The 21,926-nt window shown below is 73.8% G+C and carries 25 protein-coding genes and 1 pseudogene; 13 read left to right on the top strand and 13 right to left on the bottom strand.

The window, feature by feature from the left end; all coding sequences use genetic code 11:
- Positions 1-13 precede the first annotated feature (13 nt).
- Complete coding sequence (locus tag EV384_RS21205; protein ID WP_130335910.1) at positions 14-625, top strand: LysE family translocator; 612 nt, start codon at positions 14-16, stop codon at positions 623-625.
- Between the two features lie 9 nt (positions 626-634).
- Entirely contained in the window at positions 635-1,336 is a 702-nt protein-coding gene (locus EV384_RS21200; RefSeq protein WP_130335908.1) for a B3/B4 domain-containing protein, read from the top strand.
- A gap of 75 nt (positions 1,337-1,411) precedes the next feature.
- On the opposite strand, the gene EV384_RS21195 is transcribed toward EV384_RS21200, so the two are convergent.
- Complete coding sequence (locus EV384_RS21195) at positions 1,412-2,671, bottom strand: WD40/YVTN/BNR-like repeat-containing protein (protein ID WP_130335906.1); 1,260 nt, start codon at positions 2,669-2,671, stop codon at positions 1,412-1,414.
- Positions 2,664-3,200: an RNA polymerase sigma factor gene (locus tag EV384_RS21190; RefSeq protein ID WP_130335904.1), complete on the bottom strand. Its 537-nt coding sequence runs from the start codon at positions 3,198-3,200 to the stop codon at positions 2,664-2,666. Before EV384_RS21190 ends, EV384_RS21195 begins: the two co-directional genes overlap by 8 nt.
- Positions 3,201-3,347: 147 nt before the next feature.
- On the opposite strand from EV384_RS21190, the gene EV384_RS21185 reads away from it, so the two are divergent.
- Both EV384_RS21185 and EV384_RS21180 read left to right on the top strand, forming a co-directional pair.
- Positions 3,348-3,770 carry a VOC family protein gene (locus tag EV384_RS21185; protein ID WP_130335902.1) on the top strand — a complete coding sequence of 141 codons (423 nt, stop codon included), beginning with the start codon at positions 3,348-3,350 and terminating at the stop codon, positions 3,768-3,770.
- The gene (locus tag EV384_RS21180) at positions 3,767-4,726 is read left to right on the top strand and encodes an RNA polymerase subunit sigma-70 (protein WP_130335900.1); all 960 of its coding nucleotides are present in this window, start codon (positions 3,767-3,769) and stop codon (positions 4,724-4,726) included. The genes EV384_RS21185 and EV384_RS21180 overlap by 4 nt, the downstream gene beginning before the upstream one ends.
- A gap of 157 nt (positions 4,727-4,883) precedes the next feature.
- On the opposite strand, the gene EV384_RS21175 is transcribed toward EV384_RS21180, so the two are convergent.
- Both EV384_RS21175 and EV384_RS21170 read right to left on the bottom strand, forming a co-directional pair.
- On the bottom strand, positions 4,884-5,489 hold the full coding sequence (locus tag EV384_RS21175; RefSeq protein ID WP_130335898.1) for an MBL fold metallo-hydrolase: 606 nt from the start codon (positions 5,487-5,489) through the stop codon (positions 4,884-4,886).
- A gap of 40 nt (positions 5,490-5,529) precedes the next feature.
- Positions 5,530-5,940, bottom strand: a complete 411-nt coding sequence (locus EV384_RS21170; protein WP_130335896.1) for a hypothetical protein — start codon at positions 5,938-5,940, stop codon at positions 5,530-5,532.
- A 69-nt stretch (positions 5,941-6,009) separates the two neighbouring features.
- Here EV384_RS21170 and EV384_RS21165 point away from each other — a divergent pair, with 69 nt between their 5' ends.
- A complete protein-coding gene (locus tag EV384_RS21165; protein WP_130335894.1) occupies positions 6,010-6,438 on the top strand; it encodes an archease in 429 nt (142 codons plus the stop codon).
- A 6-nt stretch (positions 6,439-6,444) separates the two neighbouring features.
- Here EV384_RS21165 and EV384_RS21160 read toward each other — a convergent pair whose 3' ends face one another.
- Entirely contained in the window at positions 6,445-7,863 is a 1,419-nt protein-coding gene (locus EV384_RS21160; protein WP_130335892.1) for an RtcB family protein, read from the bottom strand.
- A gap of 77 nt (positions 7,864-7,940) precedes the next feature.
- On the opposite strand from EV384_RS21160, the gene EV384_RS21155 reads away from it, so the two are divergent.
- Positions 7,941-8,747, top strand: coding sequence for an SDR family oxidoreductase (locus EV384_RS21155; protein ID WP_130335890.1), 807 nt, complete (start codon positions 7,941-7,943; stop codon positions 8,745-8,747).
- Between the two features lie 27 nt (positions 8,748-8,774).
- Here the strand turns inward: EV384_RS21155 and EV384_RS21150 are convergent, their stop codons facing one another.
- On the bottom strand, positions 8,775-9,365 hold the full coding sequence (locus tag EV384_RS21150; protein WP_130335888.1) for a helix-turn-helix domain-containing protein: 591 nt from the start codon (positions 9,363-9,365) through the stop codon (positions 8,775-8,777).
- A 48-nt stretch (positions 9,366-9,413) separates the two neighbouring features.
- Between EV384_RS21150 and EV384_RS21145 the strand changes: the two genes are divergently transcribed.
- Positions 9,414-10,259 carry a class I SAM-dependent methyltransferase gene (locus tag EV384_RS21145; RefSeq protein ID WP_130335886.1) on the top strand — a complete coding sequence of 282 codons (846 nt, stop codon included), beginning with the start codon at positions 9,414-9,416 and terminating at the stop codon, positions 10,257-10,259.
- A 119-nt stretch (positions 10,260-10,378) separates the two neighbouring features.
- Here EV384_RS21145 and EV384_RS21140 read toward each other — a convergent pair whose 3' ends face one another.
- The 5 genes from EV384_RS21140 to EV384_RS21120 form a co-directional block, all read right to left on the bottom strand.
- Positions 10,379-11,476, bottom strand: coding sequence for an ABC transporter ATP-binding protein (locus tag EV384_RS21140; protein ID WP_242624190.1), 1,098 nt, complete (start codon positions 11,474-11,476; stop codon positions 10,379-10,381).
- Positions 11,473-12,543: an ABC transporter ATP-binding protein gene (locus EV384_RS21135; protein WP_130335884.1), complete on the bottom strand. Its 1,071-nt coding sequence runs from the start codon at positions 12,541-12,543 to the stop codon at positions 11,473-11,475. Before EV384_RS21135 ends, EV384_RS21140 begins: the two co-directional genes overlap by 4 nt.
- A gap of 15 nt (positions 12,544-12,558) precedes the next feature.
- On the bottom strand, positions 12,559-13,548 hold the full coding sequence (locus tag EV384_RS21130; protein ID WP_130335882.1) for an ABC transporter permease: 990 nt from the start codon (positions 13,546-13,548) through the stop codon (positions 12,559-12,561).
- Positions 13,549-13,606: 58 nt separating this feature from the next.
- On the bottom strand, positions 13,607-15,355 hold the full coding sequence (locus EV384_RS21125; RefSeq protein ID WP_130335880.1) for an ABC transporter substrate-binding protein: 1,749 nt from the start codon (positions 15,353-15,355) through the stop codon (positions 13,607-13,609).
- Positions 15,356-15,418: 63 nt separating this feature from the next.
- Positions 15,419-16,462 carry an ABC transporter permease gene (locus EV384_RS21120; RefSeq protein WP_130335878.1) on the bottom strand — a complete coding sequence of 348 codons (1,044 nt, stop codon included), beginning with the start codon at positions 16,460-16,462 and terminating at the stop codon, positions 15,419-15,421.
- 416 nt (positions 16,463-16,878) lie between these two features.
- Between EV384_RS21120 and EV384_RS21115 the strand changes: the two genes are divergently transcribed.
- The gene (locus EV384_RS21115) at positions 16,879-17,295 is read left to right on the top strand and encodes an SSI family serine proteinase inhibitor (protein ID WP_130335876.1); all 417 of its coding nucleotides are present in this window, start codon (positions 16,879-16,881) and stop codon (positions 17,293-17,295) included.
- A 41-nt stretch (positions 17,296-17,336) separates the two neighbouring features.
- Here the strand turns inward: EV384_RS21115 and EV384_RS21110 are convergent, their stop codons facing one another.
- Positions 17,337-17,972, bottom strand: a complete 636-nt coding sequence (locus EV384_RS21110) for a hypothetical protein (protein WP_130335874.1) — start codon at positions 17,970-17,972, stop codon at positions 17,337-17,339.
- Between the two features lie 166 nt (positions 17,973-18,138).
- Here EV384_RS21110 and EV384_RS21105 point away from each other — a divergent pair, with 166 nt between their 5' ends.
- From EV384_RS21105 to EV384_RS21095, 3 genes are all read left to right on the top strand, one after another.
- Positions 18,139-19,029, top strand: a complete 891-nt coding sequence (locus tag EV384_RS21105; RefSeq protein WP_130335872.1) for a pentapeptide repeat-containing protein — start codon at positions 18,139-18,141, stop codon at positions 19,027-19,029.
- A gap of 94 nt (positions 19,030-19,123) precedes the next feature.
- Entirely contained in the window at positions 19,124-19,360 is a 237-nt protein-coding gene (locus EV384_RS21100) for a preprotein translocase YidC (RefSeq protein ID WP_130335870.1), read from the top strand.
- 53 nt (positions 19,361-19,413) lie between these two features.
- The gene (locus EV384_RS21095) at positions 19,414-19,644 is read left to right on the top strand and encodes a hypothetical protein (RefSeq protein WP_130335868.1); all 231 of its coding nucleotides are present in this window, start codon (positions 19,414-19,416) and stop codon (positions 19,642-19,644) included.
- A 95-nt stretch (positions 19,645-19,739) separates the two neighbouring features.
- On the opposite strand, the gene rnhA is transcribed toward EV384_RS21095, so the two are convergent.
- On the bottom strand, positions 19,740-20,216 hold the full coding sequence (gene rnhA, locus EV384_RS21090) for a ribonuclease HI (RefSeq protein ID WP_130335866.1): 477 nt from the start codon (positions 20,214-20,216) through the stop codon (positions 19,740-19,742).
- On the opposite strand from rnhA, the pseudogene EV384_RS36810 reads away from it, so the two are divergent.
- Positions 20,215-20,403 (top strand): annotated as a pseudogene (locus tag EV384_RS36810) (tyrosine-protein phosphatase); the annotation flags it as partial. The gene rnhA and the pseudogene EV384_RS36810 sit on opposite strands and share 2 nt — an antisense overlap.
- A 62-nt stretch (positions 20,404-20,465) precedes the next feature.
- A complete protein-coding gene (locus EV384_RS21080) occupies positions 20,466-21,575 on the top strand; it encodes a serine hydrolase domain-containing protein (protein ID WP_207232392.1) in 1,110 nt (369 codons plus the stop codon).
- The last annotated feature ends 351 nt before the right edge of the window (positions 21,576-21,926 follow it).

The following is a 21,926-nucleotide window of genomic DNA, read 5'->3' as shown; positions in this document are numbered from 1 at the left end:
GCAGGGTGGACCGGTGAACAGCACCTTCCTCCTGACCACGCTGGTCGTGGCCGCCACCCCGGGCACCGGGGTGGTCTACACCCTCTCCGCCGGGCTCTCTGGCGGCCGCCGGGCCGGCCTTGTCGCCGCGCTCGCCTGCACGCTCAGCCTGGTGCCGCACGTGGCGGCGGCGGTCAGCGGCCTCGCCGCGCTGCTGCACGCCAGCACCCCGGTGTTCCGCGTGGTGACCTGGCTGGGCGTGGCGTACCTGCTCTGGATGGGCTGGTCCACGCTGCGCGAGCGGGGCCCGCTGCCGATCGACGGCGAGCCGGTCCCGACCCGGACGGCCCGGCTGGTCCGCGACGGGGTGCTGATGAACCTGCTCAACCCCAAGGTGACCGTCTTCTTCGTGGCGTTCCTGCCCCAGTTCGTGCCCCCGGACGCGCCCGCCGCCGCGCCGCGGATGCTCGCCCACGGGGCGGTGTTCATGCTGGTCACCCTGCTGGTCTTCACCGGCTACGGGCTGCTGGCCGGCACGGTACGGCACCGGGTGCTGGCCCGGCCCCGGCTCACCGCGCTGCTGCGCCGCGGCTTCGCCGGCAGCTTCCTCGCCCTCGGCGTCAGCCTCGTCCTCACCGCCCGATAGGAGCCCCCCGTGCGTTTCCGGCACTCCCCCGAGATCTGGTCGACCTTCCCGGAGCTGACCTGCGGCGTCCTGCACGCCACCGGGATCACCCCCGACGTGGACGTCGACGCGCGGCTGGCGCCGTTCGTCGAGACGGCACGGGCCCGGCTGGCCGACGGCCCGGAGAGCGGCTTCCCGGAGATCCGGGCTTGGCGGCGGGCCTTCGCCACGATGGGGCTGCCGCCGACCCGCTACCGCTGCGCGGCCGAGTCGCTGCTGCGCCGCTACCGGCGGGAAGGTTCGCTGCCCCGGCTGCACCCGCTGGTGGACCTCGGCAACGCCGTCTCGCTCGGGTACGCCGTGCCGGTGGCGGTGCTCGACGTCGCCCGGATCTCCGGCGACCTGGCGGTCCGGCACGCCACGGGCGAGGAGCGCTACCTGACCCTGGCCGGCGAGGAGGAGCGCCCGGAGCCGGGCGAGGTGATCTTCGCCGACTCGGCCGGGCGGGCGCACTCCCGGCGCTGGACGCACCGGCAGAGCGGCCGGTCGGCGGTCGGGGCCGCCACCGGCGAGGTGCTGATCATCGTGGAGGCGATGCACACCTCGGCCGGGGTCGACGTGCCCCGGATGCTGGCGGAGCTGGAGTCCGCGCTGGCCGAGGTCTGGTCGGCGCCGGCCCGGACGGCCGTGCTCAGCGCCACCGCACCGGTCTTCGAGCTCCCGGTCGGCTGAGCCGGCGACGACGCCCAGGTTCGCGGCGCGGCGGCTGCTCCCGGCGCTGTCGGGCGCCGGGAGCAGCCGGGGTGCTCACAGCTCGGGCGGGGCCACCCAGGACCAGGTGCGGCCGTCGGCGGAGAGCCAGGCGCCCTTGCTGTCCGGCCATCCGGTCTGCACGTACCCGCCGGGCACCGGGCGGGCGTCCGCGCCCGGCCCGAGGGTGGTGGGGCGGACCGAGCGGCCACCGTCGGCGCTGGCGAGCATCACCGGCTTCTCCGCCGCCGAGATGCCGGCCTGGATCAGCAGGACCCCGTCGGGGCGGACGGCCGCCCGGAGAGTGCGGTCGCCGACATCGGCGGTGCCGGCGGCGCGCTGCCAGGTGCCGCCGCCGTCGGCGCTGCGCCAGATCACCAGCCGCCCGGTCACCCGGCCGACCGCGTAGACGGTGCGGCCGTCGTACGTGGCGATCGCCGCCGCGCCGACGTCGTCGGTGGCGGTGAGGTGGTCGGGGAACTCGTGCCGCTGCCAGCTGCGGCCGCCGTCCCGGCTGACCTCGACAGCGCTGCCGGTCCAGACCGTCGGGCCGCCCTTGCCGTCTCTCGAGCCGGTCCAGCCGCTGACCCAGAGACCGGCCGCGTCCGGCAGACCGGCGACGTACGCGGCGTTCAGCAGCGTGGACCGCTTCGTCAGCTGGGCGATCTCGCCGGTGGTCGGGTCGACCGCGAGCAGCGGCTCGACGTCCGGCCCGGGCACCTGGTCCAGCACCCGCCAACCCGCCGGCAGCGCCGCCACCCGCCGGACGGTCACCTGCCGCCAGGTCGTCCCACCGTCCGTGCTGGTGGTCCAGGCGGACCGCCTGTCCGGCGCGGACCGGGAGAAGTACCAGGCCGCCAGGGTGCGCGGGCCCACCGCCCGCAGGTCCACCATGGCGTCGTCCGGCACCGGCAGCCCGCCGGTGCGCCAGGTTCGACCACGGTCGTCGGTCGCCGCGAACCGGACGGGGCAACCGGTCCGGCACTCCTTGTAACGCAGGTAGAGGTGGTCCAGGTCGCCGGCGGCCGGGCGGCCGGTGGAGACCTGCCGGCCCACCCCGGGCGTCGGCGTGGGCTGCGGCCCGGGCATGAACTCCGGGGTGCGGTCCGGTCCGAAGGCCGGCGCCGGGGACCGCTCCCCCGCCGGCCGGGCGGCGACCGCGATCCCCGACCCGGTGGCGACCACCGCCGCCGCGACGACCACCGCCGCGATCCGGGTGCGCCGTCGGCGTCGGGCGCGGGCCCACACCTGCTCGAAGTGCGGCTTGAACGCGGCCTGGACCGCGGCGTCGAATCCGGCGAAGTCCAGGTCAGGCATGGCGGGCCTCCCGCTCGACGAGGGTGTGGACCGGGCCGGCCGGCTCGGTCTCGGCGAGGTGCCCGGCCAGGGCGCGGCGGGCCCGGACGAGGCGGGTCTTGACCGCCTCCACCGAGCAGCCCATCGCGGCGGCCACCTCGGTCACCGGCAGGTCCGCGAGGTGGTGCAGCACGACGGTCTCCCGGGCCTGCCGGGGCAGCTTCTGCAGGGCCGCCACCAGGGCGACGTGGTCCGGTGACAGGGCCGGTGCGCTCTGCTCGGCGAGGTGCAGGCGACCGGACCGGGCGATGCGGTGCAGGATCGACCGGCGGCGGAACCGGGACCGGGCGACGTTCAGCGCCACCGTCCGCAGCCAGGCCTCCGGGTTCTCCACCTGGCGCAGCTGGCCGGGTCGCGCCAGGGCCCGGACGAACGCCTCCTGCACGACGTCCTGCGCCTCGGCGTAGTCGCCCGTCATCGCGTACACCTGGGCCACCAGGCGGGCCGCCGAGGTGGCGTACACCTGTCTGATCTGTTCCTGCGGGTCCACATCGTCCCCTCCCGTGTCGGTCGCTGCACCCGGTACGACCCGTCAGCGGGCGGCGAGGTGACATTCTCATCGGAACACCGATGAGTCCCCGACCGACCCGACGTTGTACGTCACGACAGCCGTCACCGAAGGCCAGGGAGGCCGATCATGGACTGGAAGCTCGAACTCGTCGTGGTGCCCGTCTCGGACGTGGACCGGGCCAAGGCGTTCTACCTGGACCAGACCGGGTTCCGGCTGGACGTGGACCACTCCGCCGGCGAGGACTTCCGCGTCGTGCAGCTCACCCCGCCCGGCTCTGCCTGCTCGATCGCGCTGATGCGCAAGCCGGACGCCGCGGGCTCGGTGAGCGGCCTGCACCTGGTCGTCCCGGACATCGACGCGGCGTGGGCGGAGCTGGTGGAGCGGGGCGCGAAGCCCAGCGAGGTCTTCCACTTCGCAGCGGGCGGCGTGCAGACCTCCGGGCCCGACCCGGAGCGACGGGACTACGGCTCCTTCCTGTCGCTGCGTGACCCGGACGGCAACGAGTGGCTGATCCAGGAGGTCGGCCGGGCCGGGGCGGTGGCAGCGTGACCGCCGACCTGCGCCCCGCGCCGGCCGACCCCGACTTCGCCGCGCTCACCGAACGCCATCGGCGCGAGTTGCACGTGCACTGCTACCGGATGCTCGCCTCCTTCGACGACGCCGAGGACGCCGTCCAGGAGACGTACCTGCGGGCGTGGCGGGGGCGGGACGGCTTCGACGGGGCGCAGGCCCGGGCCTGGCTCTACCGGATCGCCACCAACGTCTGCCTGGACCTGCTACGCCGCACCGGCCGGCAGCCACGCGCCGTGCGGTCGTACGCGGAGGTGCCGTGGTTGCAGCCGTACCCGGACCGGCTGCTGGACCGGGTCGCGCCGGGCGACGAGCAGCCGGACGCGGTGGCGGTGACCCGGGAGACCATCGAGCTGGCGTTCCTCGCCGCCATGCAGGTGCTGCCGGCCCGGCAGCGGGCCGCCTTCCTGGTCCGCGACGTGCTCGGCTGGTCGGCGGCGGAGACGGCGGAGCTGCTGGAGACCAGCGTGGCGGCGGCGAACAGCGCCCTGCAGCGGGCCCGGGCCAGCCTGCAGTCCCACCTGCCGGCCCGGCGGGCCGACTGGGCGGCCAACCCGGCCGACGAGCGGGAACGGGAGCTGCTGGCCAGGTTCATCGACGCCCACGAACGCTGCGACGCCACCGCCGCGCTCGCCGCCGCCGCGCCGGACCTCCGGATCACCATGCCGCCGGCGCCGATGTGCTTCGACGGGGTCGCGGCCATCGCGCCGCTGCTCGAGCGGGCCTTCGGGCCGGAGCGGGAGGGCGACTGGCGGCTGCTGCCGACGTACGCCAACCGGCTGCCGGCCGCCGCGAGCTACCTCCGGCGCCCCGGCGACCAGGTGTTCCGGGCGTTCAAGCTGGACGTGCTGCGGGTGCGGGACGGGCGAATCGTCGAGATCACCACCTTCGGCCACGCGCTGTTCCCCGCGTTCGGCCTGCCGGCGGAGCTCTGAACCCGGCCGGTGCCACGGCCACGGCAGCCTACCGGGAACCCCGGTCGCCGGGCGGAGTCCCGCCCGGCGACCGGCCGGCGTGGGGGGCCGGTGCCGAGCGGGCCGGGACACCGGACGGCCGCGCCGCCACCCCCGCCGGCACGGGCGCGGTGGCGGATCAGGCGGTCTCGCCCGGAGCGAGGTAGCGGTAGCGGTCGCCCAGGGTCTCGCCGAACCAGCCGTTCACGCTGGCCAGGCCCCGCTCGTTGAGCTGGGCGTCGTGGATCGGGACGACCCGGCGCGCGTCGACCGCCCCGGCGAAGTCGATCGCCTCGGTGAGCTTCAGCCAGGACGCCTGGGCCGGCACCAGCAGCGTGTCGACCGGTCGACCGGGCGGGTGCAGCGAGTCCCCCGGGTGGTAGAGCGCCTCCTCGACCAGGTAGCCGAGGTTGGCGCAGTCCGGCTCCCCGTCGTGGATGGTGGCGTGCCGACCGCCGACCGCGGTGACGGCGAAGCCGGCGGCGGTGAACCGGTCGCCGGCTCCGACCCGGGTGACCGGCAGCGGAGCCACCGCCGGCAGCCGTGCCTCCCGGGGCGCGAAGACCGGCACCCCGAGGCCGGCGAGCCGCAGCACGTCGACGTGGTCGGTGTGCTCGTGGGTGACCAGCACCGCGTCCGCGCCGACGAGGGCGGAGGGCTCGCTCCAGGTACCCGGGTCGATCACGAGGACCCGGCCGTCGTGCTCGATCCGGACGCAGGCGTGGGTGAACTTGGTGATCCGCACCCGTCGGAACCTACCGTCGTCGCCCGGCCCGGGGTGCCCGTCAGTCGCCCGGCCGCCGCTGCGGATCCTGGCGGGTCGGGCCCGCGTCGCCGCCGGTGAGCTCCTCGAACTCGGCCGGGCTGAGCTCCCCGGCCCGCAGCCGGCGCGCGTTCGCGGCGAAGCGGGCCGTCGCCGCGCCCCGCGCGTCCGGCTCGGGAAGGAGGCCCTCGTCCGCGAGGATCGCCGTCCCCTCGTCGGCGACCTGACGTGGGTCGGCGGTGTCGACCGGGTCGCCATGCAGCTCCCGCAGGGCCACCGCCAGCTGGGCGTCGGCGGCGTCCCCGGTGCCCCACCGCCGCGCGAGCCCGACGGTGCGGCCGAGGGTGTCCGCACCGACCTTCTCGCTGCGCAGGACGGCCCGCATCATGCTGCGGAAGATGACGGTCACGGCGTCGGCGTCGTCTGCGATCATGTCCGCAACCTAGCCGCCGGCTCCGACAATTCACCGTGACCTACCGTGGCGGGCCGGCATGATCGGGGGATGGACCGACGACCGCCGCGGGGGCACCGCATGGTGCCGCACACCGCCGACGTCCGGATCGAGGCGTGGGCACCGGACCGGGAGGGGTGCGTGGCGGAGGCGGTCACCGCGCTGGTCGACACCTTCGTCGATACCACCGGCGCGACCCCCGAGGCCACGGTGGAGTTCCAGGTCCCGTCGGGCGACGACCCGGACCTGCTGGTGGGCGTCCTCAATGAGGTGATCTTCCGGCTGGAGACGGAGGGTGACGTGCCGCTCGCGACCGAGGTGCGGGCGGCCAACGACGGCGGCCTGCTGGTGCGGTGGCACACCACCGGCTCCGACGCGGTGGAGCTGGTCGGCGCGGTGCCCAAGGCGGTGTCGCTGCACGAGCTGCGCTTCGGCCGCGGCCAGGAAGGCTGGTCCGGCGCGGTGACCCTGGACGTGTGAGCCGCCTCAGCCCTTCACCACGCCGATGGGGACGAGCCGCGCCACCCGCCGGCACAGCCCGGCGCCCTCGGCCGCCGCCACCACGGCGGTGATGTCCTTGTACGCGGCCGGCATCTCCTCGGCCAGCCCCCGCCGGGACGCCCCGCGCACCGCGATGTCCTGCGCCTCCAGCTCGCGCCGTGGGTCGTGCCCGCGTTCCGCCTTCGTCGCCTGCTTGCGGCTCTGCACCCGGCCGGCGCCGTGGCAGGTGGAGGCCCACGCCGGCGCGCCGGGGACGCCGGTGAGGACGTACGAGCCGGTCCCCATCGAGCCGGGGATGAGCACCGGCTGGCCGACCTCGCGCAGGTCATCCGGCAGGTCGGCGTGGCCGGGCGGCAGCGCCCGCGTGGCGCCCTTGCGGTGCACGCAGAGCTGGCGCGCCGCGCCGTCCACCTGGTGCGTCTCGATCTTGGCGAGGTTGTGCGAAATGTCGTACACCAGGTTCAGGTCGCCGCCGGTGACCTGTTGGAAGACCTGTCGGGCCGCGTGGTGGAGCAGCTGCCGGTTGGCCCGGGCGTAGTTGGCCGCGGCGGCCATCGCGCCGAGGTAGGCCCGCCCCTCGTGGGACGAGACGGGGGCGCAGGCGAGCTGCCGGTCGGGCACGTGGATGCCGTACCCGCGCATCGCCTTCTCCATCTCGTGGACGTAGTCGGTGCAGATCTGGTGGCCCAGCCCCCGCGACCCGCAGTGGATCATGACGCAGACCTGGCCGGCGCGCAGCCCGAACGCGCTGGCCACGGCCTCGTCGTAGACGTCCTCGACGACCTGCACCTCAAGGAAGTGGTTGCCGGAGCCGAGGCTGCCGACCTGGCGCGCGCCGCGCTCCACCGCCCGCTCGCTCACCTGTGCCGGGTTCGCGTCGTCGACCGCGCCGTAGTCCTCGCACCGGTCCAGGTCGTGCTGGCCGCCGAACCCGCGCTCGACGGCGTAGCGGGAGCCCCCGCGCAGCACCGCGTCGAGTTCCGCGCGGTCGGTCAGGTGCCACACCGCGCCCTTGCCCATGCCGCGCGGCGTCGCCTCGCCGAGGCCGTCCATCAGCGCGTCCAGCCGGGGCCGCAGCTCGGCGCGGTCGAGCTCGGCGGTGAGCAGCCGCACCCCGCAGGAGATGTCGAAGCCGACCCCGCCGGGCGAGACCACCCCGCCGTCCTCGATGTCGGTGGCCGCGACCCCGCCGATCGGGAAGCCGTAACCCCAGTGCACGTCCGGCATGGCGTACGAGGCGCCGACGATGCCGGGCAGGGTGGCCACGTTCGCCACCTGATCCAGCGACTTGTCGGCCCCGGCGTCCGGCAACAGCGACCGGGAGGCGAAGACCACGCCTGGAACCCGCATCGGATCGTGCCGGTCGATCCGGAACCGGTACGGCGACTCCTCGACCAGCTCCATGCCGCCCCGGCTACCCCGGTGCGGGGCGGTTACACCCGACCTGGTTGAGCACGTCCGGTCCGGGTAGTGCGGCCAGCATGCCCCAGCGATACGAGGACTACCCGAGGATCGCCGTCGTCACCGGCGCGGACTCCGGCATCGGCAAGGCCTGCGCGGTGACGCTCGCCGCGGCCGGCTTCGACATCGGCCTCACCTGGTACGGCGATCCGGCGGGCGCCGAGCGCACCGCCGCCGAGGTACGCGGGACCGGCCGGCGCTGCGAGGTGGCCGAGCTGGACCTGACCCGGCTGCCCGACGGCACCGCGGTGGTGGACGAGCTGGCCGACCGGCTCGGTGGGATCGGCGTGCTGGTCAACAACGCCGGCACCGGGATGGCCACGCCCTTCGTCGAGGTGGCGTGGGAGCAGTGGCGGGAGGTGCTCAGCGTCGACCTGGACGGGCCGTTCCTCTGCTCGCAGCGGGCCGCCCGCCGGATGCGGGCGGCCGGCGCGGGCGGTCGGATCGTCAACCTCACCAGCGTGCACGAGCACGCGCCCCGGGTCGGCTCGTCGGCGTACTGCGCGGCGAAGGGTGGGCTGGGGCTGCTCACCCGGGTGATGGCCCAGGAGCTGGCGGCGGACGGGATCACCGTCAACGCGGTCGCCCCCGGGGAGGTCGCCACCCCGATGACCGGCCAGGAGGACGTCGACCCGTTCACGCAGGAGCGTCCGGGGGTGCCGGTGGGGCGGCCGGGGGACGCGCGGGAGGTCGCCGCGGTGGTGGCGTTCCTCGCCTCGCCCGCCGCCGCGTACGTGACCGGGGCGTCGTGGGTGGTGGACGGCGGCATGCTGCTGATGGGTCCGCAGGCCGCCGCCCTGCCGTCCGACGACTGGCGATCGGTCTGAGGTCGCCGCGTCCCCGTGCGGCCGACATCACCGCTGCGGGGCGTCGTCGGGGGCGTGCAGGTGGGCCCGCTCGCCGTCGTGGTCGAAGATGGTGAGGATCTCCACGGGACCGGCATGGGCGCCGATGGCGTGCGGGACCATGGTCGAGAACTCGGCGGCGTCGCCCGCCCGGACCAGGATGGTCCGCGCACCCAGTCGCAGGCAGGCGGTGCCGGACAGGACGGTGAACCACTCGCGGCCGGGGTGCACTCCCAGGTGCTCCGCTCCCGTCGGCCGCTCGGGCGTGATCCGCATCTTCGCCACGGTCACGCCGTGGAGAGCGTCTTCGCGGGACAGCAGCCAGGTCGTCAGCCCTCGGGTGTGCGTCGGCTGCGGTCGGATCACCACGTCCTCGTCGTCGACGGCCTCGACGAGCTGATCGAGCGTGGTGCCGAGCGCCCGGGCGATGGGGACCAGCTGGTCGAGGGCGATCCTGCGGTGCCCGGTCTCGAGGCGGCTCAGGGTGGAGGGGCTGAGGTGGCAGCGGGCGGCGAGGGCGTCCAGCGACCAGCCGCGAGCCAGTCGCAGGCCGCGGATGCGCTGGCGGATCACGGTGTCGAGGGCGACTTCTTGCGTCACACGCAAGATTGTATGCCGCAGGCGCACAGGGCGGTTAGCGTCGGGGGCATGGCACACCACTCTTCCCACCACCACGGCGGCGGACCGGCACATCACGACGAGGCAGGGCTGGCGGACCTGCTGGACCTGGACGCGGAGGTGCTCGGCCCGTACCTGGACGAGGTGACCGCGTGGGTCGGGCGGCACGCCTCGGACGCGCCGCGCACGGTCGTCGACGTGGGTGCGGGCACCGGCACCGGCAGCCTGGCGCTGGCGCGCCGGTTCAGCTCCGCCGCCGTGGTCGCGATCGACAGGTCGGCGGTGATGCTGGACCGCGTCCGCGGGGCGGCCCGCGAGCAGCGGCTGGCCGATCGGCTGCGCGTGGTGCGGGCCGACCTGGACGTCGCCTGGCCCGAGGTCGGCGCGGCGGACGTCGTCTGGGCGGCCTCGTCGCTGCACGAGGTCGCCGACCCCGACCGGGTGCTCCGCGACGTCCACGCCGCACTGAACCCCGGTGGCCTGCTGGTGGTCGTCGAGATGGACGCCCTGCCCCGCTTCCTGCCCGACGACGTCGGGCTGGGCCGGCCCGGCCTGGAGTCACGCTGCCACGAGGCCCTGGCGCAGGCGGGCTGGAACGCGCACCCGAACTGGCGGCCGCACCTGGCGGGGGCCGGTTTCGAGATCGCCGCGCAGCGCAGCTTCACCGTCGAGGCGACCCCGGCGCCGCCGAGCACCGGGCGCTACGCGCACGCCTACCTGCGCCGCATCCGCTCGGCCCTCGACGGCCGGCTGGCCAGCGACGACCTCGGCACCCTCGACCGTCTCCTGGCGGACGACAACCCCGACAGCCTCCTGCGCCGCCGCGACCTGACGGTCCGGGGCAGCCGGACCGCCTGGGCGGCCCGTCGCCCGTGACCTCGCCCCGCGCCCGGGTCACTGCCGGCCGTCACCTGCTCGCCGGCGTCCCGGCCGTGGTCACCCCCGGGCTGGCCACCATGAGCCAGCAGGCCCGTCCGCGGTGGGTCGGCGCCGGCTCACCCCAGCGTCTCCGCGGCATCAGGAGTGGCGGCGACCGGCCCCTGCTCGGGGTAGTGGCAGGCGGTGAGTTGCCGGCCGCCGTCGCGGCTGACCAGGGCGGGTTCCTCGGTGGCGCAGCGGTCCTGAGCCTTCCAGCAGCGGGTACGGAACCGGCAGCCCGAGGGCGGGTTCAGCGGAGTCGGCACGTCCCCGGTGAGCCGGATGCGTCCGGCCGGGCCGAGGGTGGTCACGTCGGGGATCGCCGACAGCAGCGCCCGGGTGTAGGGGTGCTGGGGGCGTTGGTAGATGTCGTCGCGGTCACCGATCTCGACGATCTTGCCCAGGTACATGACCGCGACGCGGTGGCAGAAGTGCCGCACCACGGCCAGGTCGTGGGCGATGAACACGAACGCCAGGTCCAGGTCGCGTTGCAGGTCGCGCAGCAGGTTGATCACCTGCGCCTGGATCGACACGTCCAGGGCCGAGACCGGCTCGTCGGCGACGATCAGCTTCGGCCGCAGCGCCAGGGCGCGGGCGATGCCGATGCGCTGGCGCTGCCCGCCGGAGAACTCGTGCGGGTACCGGTTGTAGTGCTCCGGGTTCAACCCCACCAGCTCCAGCAGTTCCTGGACCCGCTTGCGGACCCCGCCGGGCGGGGTGATCCCGTTGACCTGCAACGGCATCGCCACGATCCGACCCACGGTGTGCCGAGGATTCAACGACGCGTACGGGTCCTGGAAGATGATCTGCAGGTCCTGCCGCAACGGCCGCAGCTCACCCCGCCGCGCATGGGTGATGTCCCGCCCCGCGAACTCGATCGACCCCGCGGTCGGCTCCAACAACCGCACCAACATCCGACCCGTCGTCGTCTTCCCACACCCCGACTCCCCCACCAGGCCCAGCGCCTCGCCAGGCCGGACGTTGAGGTCGACGCCGTCCACCGCCCGCACCAGGCCCCGGCTGCGGAACGCGCCGCGGACCGGGAAGTGCTTCGTCAGGCCACGCACCCGCAGCAGCGGCTCCGCCTCGGGCCGGGCCGGCCGGGCGCCTGCGGCGGTGAGCACCGGGCCGGCCGGGATGCCGCCGGCGGGGCCGTTGCCGGATTCCGTGCTCATCTGGCCACCCCCACCTGGGAGATCTCGTCGCGGTAGATGCGCTGGCGGTCGGCCTGCGGCAGGTGGCACGCCACCAGGTGCCCACGCTCGACCACCTGCCTCAGCTCGGGCACCTGAGTGAAGGAACGGGCGCCGTTGCGACCGGCGTACCGGCAGCGGGGATGGAACGCGCACCCCGACGGCAAATTGATCAACGACGGCGGGTTACCCGGGATCGGCAACAGGTCCGCGTCCGCATCACCGTGCAACGACGGCACACTCGACAACAACCCCCACGTGTACGGATGCTGCGGACGCCGCAACACCTGCTCCACGCTCCCGCACTCCACCGCCCGGCCCCCGTACATCACCAGCACGTCGTCGGCCACCTGGGACACCACCCCCAGGTCATGGGTGATCAGCACGATCGCCGAGTGGAACTCCGCCTGCAGATCAGCCAACAGATCCAAAATCTGCGCCTGCACGGTCACATCCAACGCCGTCGTCGGCTCATCCGCGATCAACAGATCCGGATCGTTCACCAACGCCATCGCGATCATCACCCGCTGCCGCATCCCACCCGAGAACTCATGCGGAAACTGATCGAACCGCCGCGCCGGCTGCGGAATCCCCACCCGACCCAACATGTCCACCGCCCGCTGCCGGGCCTCCCGCTTCCCCGCCCGCGGGTGATGCACCCGGTACGCCTCCGCGATCTGCCGCCCCACCGTGTAGTACGGATGCAGCGCCGACAACGGATCCTGAAAGATCATCGCCATGTCCCGGCCCCGCAGCCGCCGCACCTCCTCCTCCGGCAGACCGACCAACTGACGGCCGCCCACGGAGATCTCGCCGGTGATGGTGGCGCGCTTGGCGTCGTGCAGGCCCAGGACGGCCAGCGAGGTCACGCTCTTGCCCGAGCCGGACTCCCCCACGATGCCCAGCGTGCGGTCCCGGTCGACGGCGAAGGAGACGCCGTCCACGGCGCGGACCACCCCGTCGGTGGTGTCGAAGTGCACCCGCAGGTCGTCGACCCGCAGGTAGGGATCCCCACCCTGCCGGGGCACCGGTACGTCCCTTCCGGTCATCACCTGCTCCTCTCGTCAGCTCAGCCGGACCCGCGGGTCGATGACGGCGTAGAGCACGTCGACCACGATGTTGGCGACCACGATGAAGACCGCCGCCAGCAGGACGGTGGCCATGACCACCGGCAGGTTGAGGAACTGCACCGCTTCCACGGTGGCCTTGCCCAGCCCCTGCAGGCCGAAGATCGTCTCGGTGATGAAGGTCCCGCCGAGGCTGGTGCCGATGTCCAGACCGGCGATGGTGACGATCGGCGTGATGGCGGCCCGCAACGCGTGCCGGGTGTGCACCTGCCGCGCCGACAGCCCCTTGGCCCGGGCGGTACGGACGAAGTCCTCGGAGAGGGTCTCCAGCATCTGCGCGCGGGACAGCCGGGCGTAGAGCGCCGAGTTGAGGAACCCGAGGGTCACCCAGGGCAGCAGCAGCCCGACCGCCCAGCGGGCCGGGTTCTCGGTCAGCGGTGTGTAGTTGGGGAACGGCAGCAGCCCGGTCGAGTAGACGAGCAGGTAGAGCAGGATCAGGCCGAAGAAGTAGACCTGCATGGACGCCCCGGCCAGGGTGACGCCGATCGCGGCCCGGTCGAAGACGGTCCCCCGGCGCAGCGCCGAGACCATGCCCAGCGAGACGCCGAGCAGCAGCCAGATCACCGCGCCGCCGAAGACGATGCTGAAGGTCACCGGGGCGCGCTGGGCAATGATCTCGGTGACCGGCTGGTTGTTGCGGAACGAGTAGCCCAGGCAGGGTGCCGGGCACTCCTGCCGGAAGTCCCCCGAGCCGTACGTGCGGCCGACGGCGATGCCGCGGACGAAGTCGACGTACTGCCAGGGCAGCGGCCGGTCGATGCCGAGGCGCTGCTCCACCTGGGCGATGTCCTCGGCGGTGCAGTTCTTGCCGCACATCACCTTGGCCGGGCTGCTCGGCACCGCGAAGAACAGCCCGAAGGTGACCAGGCTGATGACGGCGAGGGTGACGACCGCGACGAGCAGTCGGCGGACGATGAATCGGAACACGAACACCTCCCCGGGGGGCCCGGGGTGGGGGCGGCATTCGCGCCGCCCCCACCGTCGGTCACTGCTTCACATAGATGGTGTTGAGCTGGATGATGCCGAAGGCGTCACTGAGGAAGGCGTTGCCGATCTTCGATCCGCGCAGTTCGTAGGTGGCGTCGTAGTAGCAGGGCACCACCGGCGCGTGCTCCCGCATGATCTTCTCGTCCAGGGCCATCCAGGCCGCGTCCTGCTCGGCCGCGGGCAGGTTCCGCACCCGGTCGATCTCCGCGTTCACCCCGGGCTCGTTGAGGTACGAGAGGTTGTTGTTGCCCTCGGGCCCGATCTCCCGACCGTCGTAGAGCGGCGGGATGACCGTCGAGCCGGTCGGCCAGTCCGAGCCCCAGCCGCTGAGGTAGAGGTCGTACGGGTTGTTCTTCCGGCCGATCTCGTCGTAGTAGCTGCTCTGCTCGATGGGCTTCATGACGATGGTGAAGCCCATGTCGGTGAGGTTCTTCCGGATCGCCTCGGCCTGCTGGGTACGCAGCTCGGTGTTGACGTGGGCCAGCACCAGCTTCGGGCCCTTCCCGCCGAGCAGCTCCCGCACCTTCTGCTTGTCACCGGTCACCGGGGCGTTGAAGACGTCGTACTTCTTCCAGCCGGCGGTGGTGGGCGACATCAGCGTGGTGGCCGGTGAGCCGGCGGCCTGCCCGCCGATGGCCTTGAGCGCGGCGTCCTTGTCCACCGCGTAGTTCAGCGCCTTGCGGACGTTCAGGTCGGTGACCCGCTGGGTGTTGATGTCCAGCACCCAGGTGTACTGCGTCGGACCCTTGATCACCCGCTCGGCGACCGTGCCGGAGGTGGTGCGGGGCAGCACCGCGGGCGGCACGTCGGTCCAGCTCAGCGAGGCCTGGTCGGCCGGCGCGTCGGCCACGAGGCGCTCGGCGATCTGCGCCTGCTCCAGTCCGAACGTCACCTTGATCGCGTCCGGGTAGGCGGTGCGCAGCGGGTCGGTCTGCGGGTCCCAGTGCGGGTTGCGCTCCAGCTCCAGGGCCACGTCCCGCTGGTAGGACTTCACCCGGTACGGGCCGGACGAGAAGGGCCGCAGGTCGTAGTTGGCCCGGGTGTCCTTGGCCGCCGGGACCGGGGCGCTGGTGGGCAGCGCCGCCGCGTACGGCATGTCGCAGTGCGGCTCCTGGAAGGTGAACCGGATGGTCCGGTCGTCCGGCGTCTCGATGCCGTCCGGCGCGGGCCTGCCCCCGTCGTACGGCCCCTGGTATTTCGCGTTGTACGCCCCGCCCGGGTAGAGCCACTGCTGGATGTAGTGCGGCCCCTCGTTGAGGTTGGCCGAGTACGACCGGGCGATGCCGTACGCGACGTCCTTGCTGGTCACCGGCGAGCCGTCCTCGTATTTCACCCCCTCGCGGAGGGTGAACTCCCACACCTTGCAGTCCTTGTTCACGTCCTTGCCCGGGTCGGTGGCCAGGTCGCCGACGAGCAGCAGCTTGCCGGTGCCGTCCTCCTTGTAGCCGTTCAGCGACCGGTAGATCAGCCCGCCGGTGACCTGCTGGACGTTGACGTAGTTGCGGGCCGGGTCGAGGTGCTCGAAGTCGGCGACCTGCATGACCGTCAGGGTGCCGCCCTTGGTGGCCCCGTCGACCGCCTTGGCCGGTCCCTGGTTGTCGGCGGCGTCGTAGGAGATCGAGCCGGTCTGGGTCTTCGCCTTGTCGTCGTTCCCGCCACCGCCGGAGTCGGTGGTGGGGCTGCAGCCGGCGGCGACGAGCGCCGCGGCGAGGACCCCACAGGTCAGGGTCCGGGTTTTCGCTCGCATGGTGTGCTCCCTTCCCGCCCGGCGGCCCCCGCCGGCCGGGCGTACGTGCCTGATGGCCGGGGGTTACCGGGTCGACCGGGGATCCAGCGAGTCCCGCAGCGCGTCGCCGAAGAGGTTGAACGCCAGGACCAGCAGGAAGATCGTCAATCCGGGGAACAGGGTGTACCAGGGGTCGCTCGCCACGTATCCGACGCTGCTGTAGATCATCCGGCCGAGGTCCGGGGTGGGCTCCGTGACGCCGATGTTGACGAAGGCCAGGGCCGCCTCGACCGCGATGAACTGCGGCACGTTCAGCGACACCGTGACCAAGATGGGCGCCCAGATGTTCGGCAGCAGCTGCCGGAACAGGATGTGCCCCGTGCCGGCGCCGGCCGCCCGGGCCGCCTCGACGAACTCCCGCTCGCGCAGGGAGATCACCTGACCGCGCACCAGCCGAGCGGTGTACGTCCAACTGAACAGCCCGAAGGTGGCGATGATCAGCGCCACCCGGAAGGCCGGCGGCGGGGCCTCCCGGTCGGTGTAGAAGCGGTCCTCCAGGATCGGGATGACCGCGAGCGCGAAAATGAGGAACGGGAACGCCAGGGTCACGTCGATCACCCAGTTCACCGCGCTGTCCAGCCAGCCCCGCGCCCAGCCGGCCACCACGCCCACCGCCACCCCGATGAACGAGGCCAGCAGGGCCGAGGCGAAGGCGATGAACAATGACGTCCGCAGGCCGTACACCAACTGGAGCAGGATGTCCCGGCCGCTGCCCGGTTCGAGCCCGAGCCAGTGCTCGGCGCCGATACCTCCGGCATAGCCGATCGGCATTCCGAAATCGTTGAGACGATCGACGAACTTGTCCGTCGGATCAATTCCGGTGAGCCAGCCGAGCAGCGGCGCGCAGACCGCGACGACCGCCGCGACGACGAGGGTCAGGGCGCTGGCGCGGGCCGTCCGGTCGCGCTTGAGCCGCAGCCAGGCGAGCTGATTCGGCGAGCGTCCGACGATCTCCCGACGGTCGGTCGACGGCAGCGGATCGGCCGGCGAGTTGACCTCGACGGCCGGGTCAGCGACGGTCGCGTCACCGGCGGCGGAGAGCGATGGCGGGTGGGACATGTCGCTCATGGCGGGCCCCCTCGGCGGCGACGAATGCGTCCTTCCCACCGAAGGTAAACCGAATTGCCAGAGCGCTATGAATCGTTCCGATAACGGCGGTATCGGTTGTCAGCGATTGACAACGATCCGGTTTCGTGGATGACGCTGTGCAATAACGGCGGGATTCGGTTGTCATCCTTTCGGCCAACTGCCCGGCAAGGTGGAAAATCGTTGACAGTGGGCACCGTTCCGGTTGTCAGCCGTTCGGACAATGTCGAGGAAAGCGGGTCCGGCGCGGCCCGTGCCGTCCGGTGTCGGCGGCCCGCCGGCGTAACACTTCGTGACGTTTCGCGTTCACACCGTCCACTTAGGGTTTGCCACGGCCCGGCCGCACGACGGCCGGTCCGCAGCCGGCCCCCATCCGGGCCCGACAAAAGGACGTCACCGTGCCCTTCGCCCGACACGCCACCGCGCTCGCCCTGGCCGCGACCCTCGGCGGGCTCGCCGTCGTGGCCGCCCCGCACCCCGGGGCGGCCGGGGCGGTTCCCCGCCCCGGCCCCGAGACGCCCTCGGTGCTGCTGCTCACCGTCGACCCGCCGCCCGCCGGGCCCCGGGCCACCGTGCTGGTCTGCGGTCCGGCCGGCGGCCTGCACCCGGACCCGACGACCGCCTGCCGGCTCGTGGCGCGGGTCGACGGCGACCTCGCCGCCCTGGACGTGGAGCCGGGCCCGTGCACCCTGGAACACGCCCCGCTCACCGTGCGCGCCGTCGGCTTCTGGCAGGACCGCTCGGTGGCGTACACCCGGACCTTCGACAACCGCTGCGCGCTGCGGCGCGGCACCGGCGCGCTCTTCGACTTCTGACCGGCCGGCGGCGCCCGCGCCCGCGCGGTCGCCGCCACCGCTCAGCCGAGCGAGATGGAGGCCCGCTGGATGTACGCGACCTGCGCGCCGAAGGCCACCAGCGCCACCGCCACCCCGACCGCGACGGCCAGCTTCGGGGAGCCGCCCGTCAGGCCGGTCAGCAGGGTGGCGGCCAGCCCGATCAGCAGCGCGTTGACCGCCCCGACCATCGCCCCCGTGGTGAGCAGCAGCTGCCAGCGGCTCGGCCGGTTGCCGACCGCCGCCCATTCGGCGCGCTGCAGGTCCCCGTCGAGGACCGCGTCGGCGAAGAAGTCGTGCTCGCCGGCGAACTGCCGGTGGTAGTAGGCGCGGATGCGCTGGATGCGCTGGAGATCCAGCTCGTTCTCCACCATGGTCTGCACCAGCCGGCCGAAGGTGAACAGGCCGGTGATCACCAGGGTCGGCACCACCGCGCCGAGGTACGGCTTGAGCAACTGCCCGCTGGTCGAGACGAAACCCAACCCGATCAGCGCGGCGGAGAGCATGGTCAGGAACACCGTGGCCCGGCCGACCGACTCGGCGATCGTGGCGCTGCGGGAGGTCTGCAGCACGAAGTGCTCGGTGGTCAGGGCGGTGAGCAGCGCCTGCTCCCGTGCCTGCTCGTCCATCCCGCCGCCCTTCGTGCCGGTTACGGCCACGATACGAAGGTCCGGGGCGACGGCGTGGGCGAACGGACGGGACGACCAGCGCGGGCACCCGGGCCGCCGGGACGGCCCCCGGCGGGTGGGCGGAGAATGGGTCCGGTCGCGGCCACCCCGCCGCGGGCACCCTCAGCGACTCCGAGCGGCGGGAGGCCGGTTCAGCGTGTCGGACACGGCAGAACAGCAGTCGTCGGCGACCGTCGGCGGACGGGAGCTGCGCGCGGACTGCGCGCGCTGCGTCGGGCTCTGCTGCGTCGCGCCCGCCTTCTCCGCCTCCGCCGACTTCGCCCTCGACAAGCCCGCCGGGCAACCATGCCCGAACCTGGGTCCGGACTCCCGCTGCGGCATCCACCGCGACCTGCGCCAGCGCGGCTTTCCCGGCTGTACGGTCTTCGACTGCTTCGGCGCCGGCCAGCAGGTCGCCCAGGTCACCTTCGGCGGGCGGGACTGGCGGACCGACCCGGCGACGGCGCGCCGGATGTTCGACACCTTCGCGGTGATGCGGCCACTGCACGAACTGCTCTGGTACCTGACCGAGGCGCTGGCCCTGACCCCGCCCGGTCCGCTGCGCGACGACCTCACCCGGGCGCTGGAGGAGACCGGTCGGCTCACCGACGGCAGCCCGGAGGAGCTGCTCGCCCTCGACGTGGACGCCCACCGGGGTCGGGTCAACGCGCTGCTCTCCCGCGCCGGCGAGCGGGCCCGGGCCGGCCACGCGGGCGCGGACCGGCGCGGGGCGGTGCTGATCGGGGTGGACCTGCGCCGGGCGGACCTGGCCGGGGCGAGCCTGCGCGGCGCCTGCCTGATCGGCGCCGACCTGCGCGGCGTGGACCTCGGCGCGGCCGACCTGACCGGCGCGGACCTGCGCGGGGCCGACCTGCGCGGGGCCGACCTGAGCCGCTGCCTCTTCCTGCACCAGTCGCAGCTCGACGCCGCCCGCGGCGACCACCGCACCGCCCTGCCGGCCGCGCTGCGCCGCCCCGCGCACTGGTCGCTCACGGTCACGCCGGCCCGCCCCCGGACCGGACGCCCGGACGCGCGCCGCCGGCGCTGACCCCGTGACCGTCGCGGGCGGTGACGTTTCGCGGCAGCGCCGTCGGGTAGCCGGCAGCACTGCGTCGGCGGCCGGCGGCACCAGGGAGGCGACCGTGGGATATCGGGCACGGCAGGGCAAGCAACCGGTCGATCCGGCGCATGCCGAGGACGAGGCCGGGCAGGCCCGGTTGGTCCAGGTGGGGGCGGACACGGACGTCCCGGCGCCGGAGGACGGCGCGCCGAAGCCGGACGTGGTCACCGAGGACGACGGCTCCGGGGTGGCCGGCGGCGCCGCGGGCAGCAGCTCGGGCGGCTCCGGCATGCCCGGGCACCCCGACGCGCCCCGCTGATCGGCCCCGGCCGGACGACGTTTGCCGTCGCCGGACGCGGGCAGGAGGGCGACATGACGAGTGAGCATTCCTTCGGCCGGGCGGCGACCGACGAGCCCGACGGTGCGACCGCGTACGAGGCGTCGCTGCGACCGCCGGGCGATTCCCTGCGCACCACCGACGACACCGGAGACGACTTCGCCGACCTGCCGGCCGAGGAGGCGCGGCCCGCCCGGGAGACCAGCCGGGCCGGCTACGACGTCGACGCCGTCTCGGGCGCCGGCGACCCCAACGCCGAGGAGTGACCCGGCCCGCGCCGTCAGCCGAGATCACCGGCAGCGCGCCGAGGCCGTAGCCGATCGAGCTGTCCCAGGTGGGCAGCCGCCGCGCCGCCGTCGCCTCACCGGACGGCGGCCACCTCCGCCCGGGCCTCGGTCATGCCCCGGTTGGCCAGCGCGTCGGCCCGCTCGTTCTCCGGGTGACCGTTGTGCCCCTTCACCCAGAGCCAGGTCACGTCGTGCCGGGCGCAGGCGGCCTCCAGTTGCTGCCACAGGTCGGCGTTCTTCACCGGCTGCTTCGCGGCGGTCAGCCAGCCGTTGCGCTTCCACGAGGCCAGCCAGCCGGTGATGCCGTTGCGCACGTACGTGCTGTCGGTGTGCAGCCGGACGGTGACCGGCCGGGTCAGGCTCTCCAAGGCCCGGATCGCCGCGGTCAGCTCCATCCGGTTGTTGGTGGTCGGCGTCGCCTCACCGCCGCACAGCTCCCGCTCGTGGTCGCCCCAGCGCAGCAGCACGCCCCAGCCGCCGGGGCCGGGATTGCCGCTGCACGCCCCGTCGGTCCAGATCTCCACGACCCTGCCGGCCGCCGCCTCCACCATGCCCGCAACCTACCGGGTACGCCGGCCGGCGGGGCCACCCGGCCCGCGTTGGCCCGGGTACGGACGCGCGCCTGCGGAGATCGTCCGGCTCTTCCTCGCCGACCTGGCCGCCGCGCACGGCTCGGTACGCGGCTACGCCACCGACCGGCTCGGCGTCGACGACGCGCTGGTCGCCGCGCTGCGCTCCCGGCTGCTCACCGACGGAAAAACCCGCGACCGGCGCGGGCCGCTCTGGCAGGCTGGCCCCTCGTGGACGGACGCTGGGACGGCCTGCGGGCCGAGGTGCGCAAGACGATCGACGCGCTGGTCTCCTCCGGTCGGGAGGCCGGGGTGCAGGTCGCGGCCTACCTGGACGGTGAGTCGATCGTCGAGGAGCAGGCCGGCCTGGCCGACCCGGCGACCGGCCGGCCACTGACCGCGGACACCCCGGTGCACGCCGTCTCCACCGGCAAGGGCCTCACCGCCACCGTGGTGCACGTGCTGGCCGAGCGCGGGCAGCTCGACTACGACCTGCGCATCGCCGAGGTGTGGCCGGAGTTCGCCCGGCACGGCAAGGACGGGATCACCCTGCGGCACGCGCTCACCCACACCGCCGGGGTGCCGGCGCTGCCCGCCGACGTGACCCCGGCCGACTTCGCCGACTGGGAGCGGATGTGCGCGCTGGTCGCGGCGGCGCGGCCGCGCTGGGCGCCCGGCGAGCGGGTCGCGTACCACGCGTGGACGTTCGGCTGGCTCGTCGGCGAGGTGGTGCGGCGGGCCACCGGACGGCGGATCTCGCAGGTGCTCGCCGAAGAGGTCGCCGCGCCGCTCGGCGTGACCGGGGAGCTGTTCCTCGCGGTGCCGGCGGCGGACCTCGACCGGCTGGCTCGCCTGGAGGACGCCGGGCTCGCCGCGCTGATGGAGTACGCCGGCGCGAACCTGCCGAACTTCGACGCGGTAGCGCCGCCCGCCGTCCGTCCCGACGCGACGACCGGCGGCAACCCCGACGTGCTGCGCGCCGACGTGCCGGCGGTCGGCACGATGACCGCCCGGGCGGTGACCCGGATGTACGCGGCGCTGCTCGGCCCGGTCGACGGCGTACGGCTGATCTCGCCGGAGCGGCTGCGCCGGGTGTCGGCGGCGGCGGCGCGCGGCACCGAGTGGGTGTTCGGGCAGGAGCTGGCCTTCGGGCTGGGGTACGCGGTCGAGGACGACGGATCGTTCGGCACCGCCGGCAGCGGCGGCAGCCTCGCCTTCGCGTACCCCGAGCTGGGCCTGACGGTGGCCGCGGTGCGCAACCGGCTCGGCGCGGGCGACGGGGCCCCGATGGAGGGCCTACGGACGCTCATCCGTGGCGCGGTGGTCGCCGGACCCGCCTGAGTAGACCGGGGCATGGGCGGACCGGGGTGGGTTGATCAGGCCCGTCGAGGTGGTCGCTCCCGCCGATCGGATACCGCACCGTACCGAGCGGCCCGGTCCTCAGTGGTCCGCTCGGACATCGGAGCCCGCGGCGGACCGGCCGACGCACCACCTCATTCGGTGAACATGTTCGGATTACCCGGCGGATGGCGACAGCGCTTTCCGGAGGCGAGCGTTCCACCGAACGGCCACCTGGGCTCGACTGAAACAATTCCCCGGCCGTCGCGCTCAGTGAACGCAGCCGGCAGCACGCCGGCCCACTGATCCGGTCGCTCGGATGTCGTACGCCGTTGAATGAAAAGGCGTCTGCCC

The sequence above is a fragment of the Micromonospora kangleipakensis genome (assembly GCF_004217615.1).
Classification (GTDB): domain Bacteria; phylum Actinomycetota; class Actinomycetes; order Mycobacteriales; family Micromonosporaceae; genus Micromonospora; species Micromonospora kangleipakensis.
The sequence above is the reverse complement of the archived record's forward strand: the minus strand, read 5'-3'. Positions and strand labels throughout refer to the sequence as shown.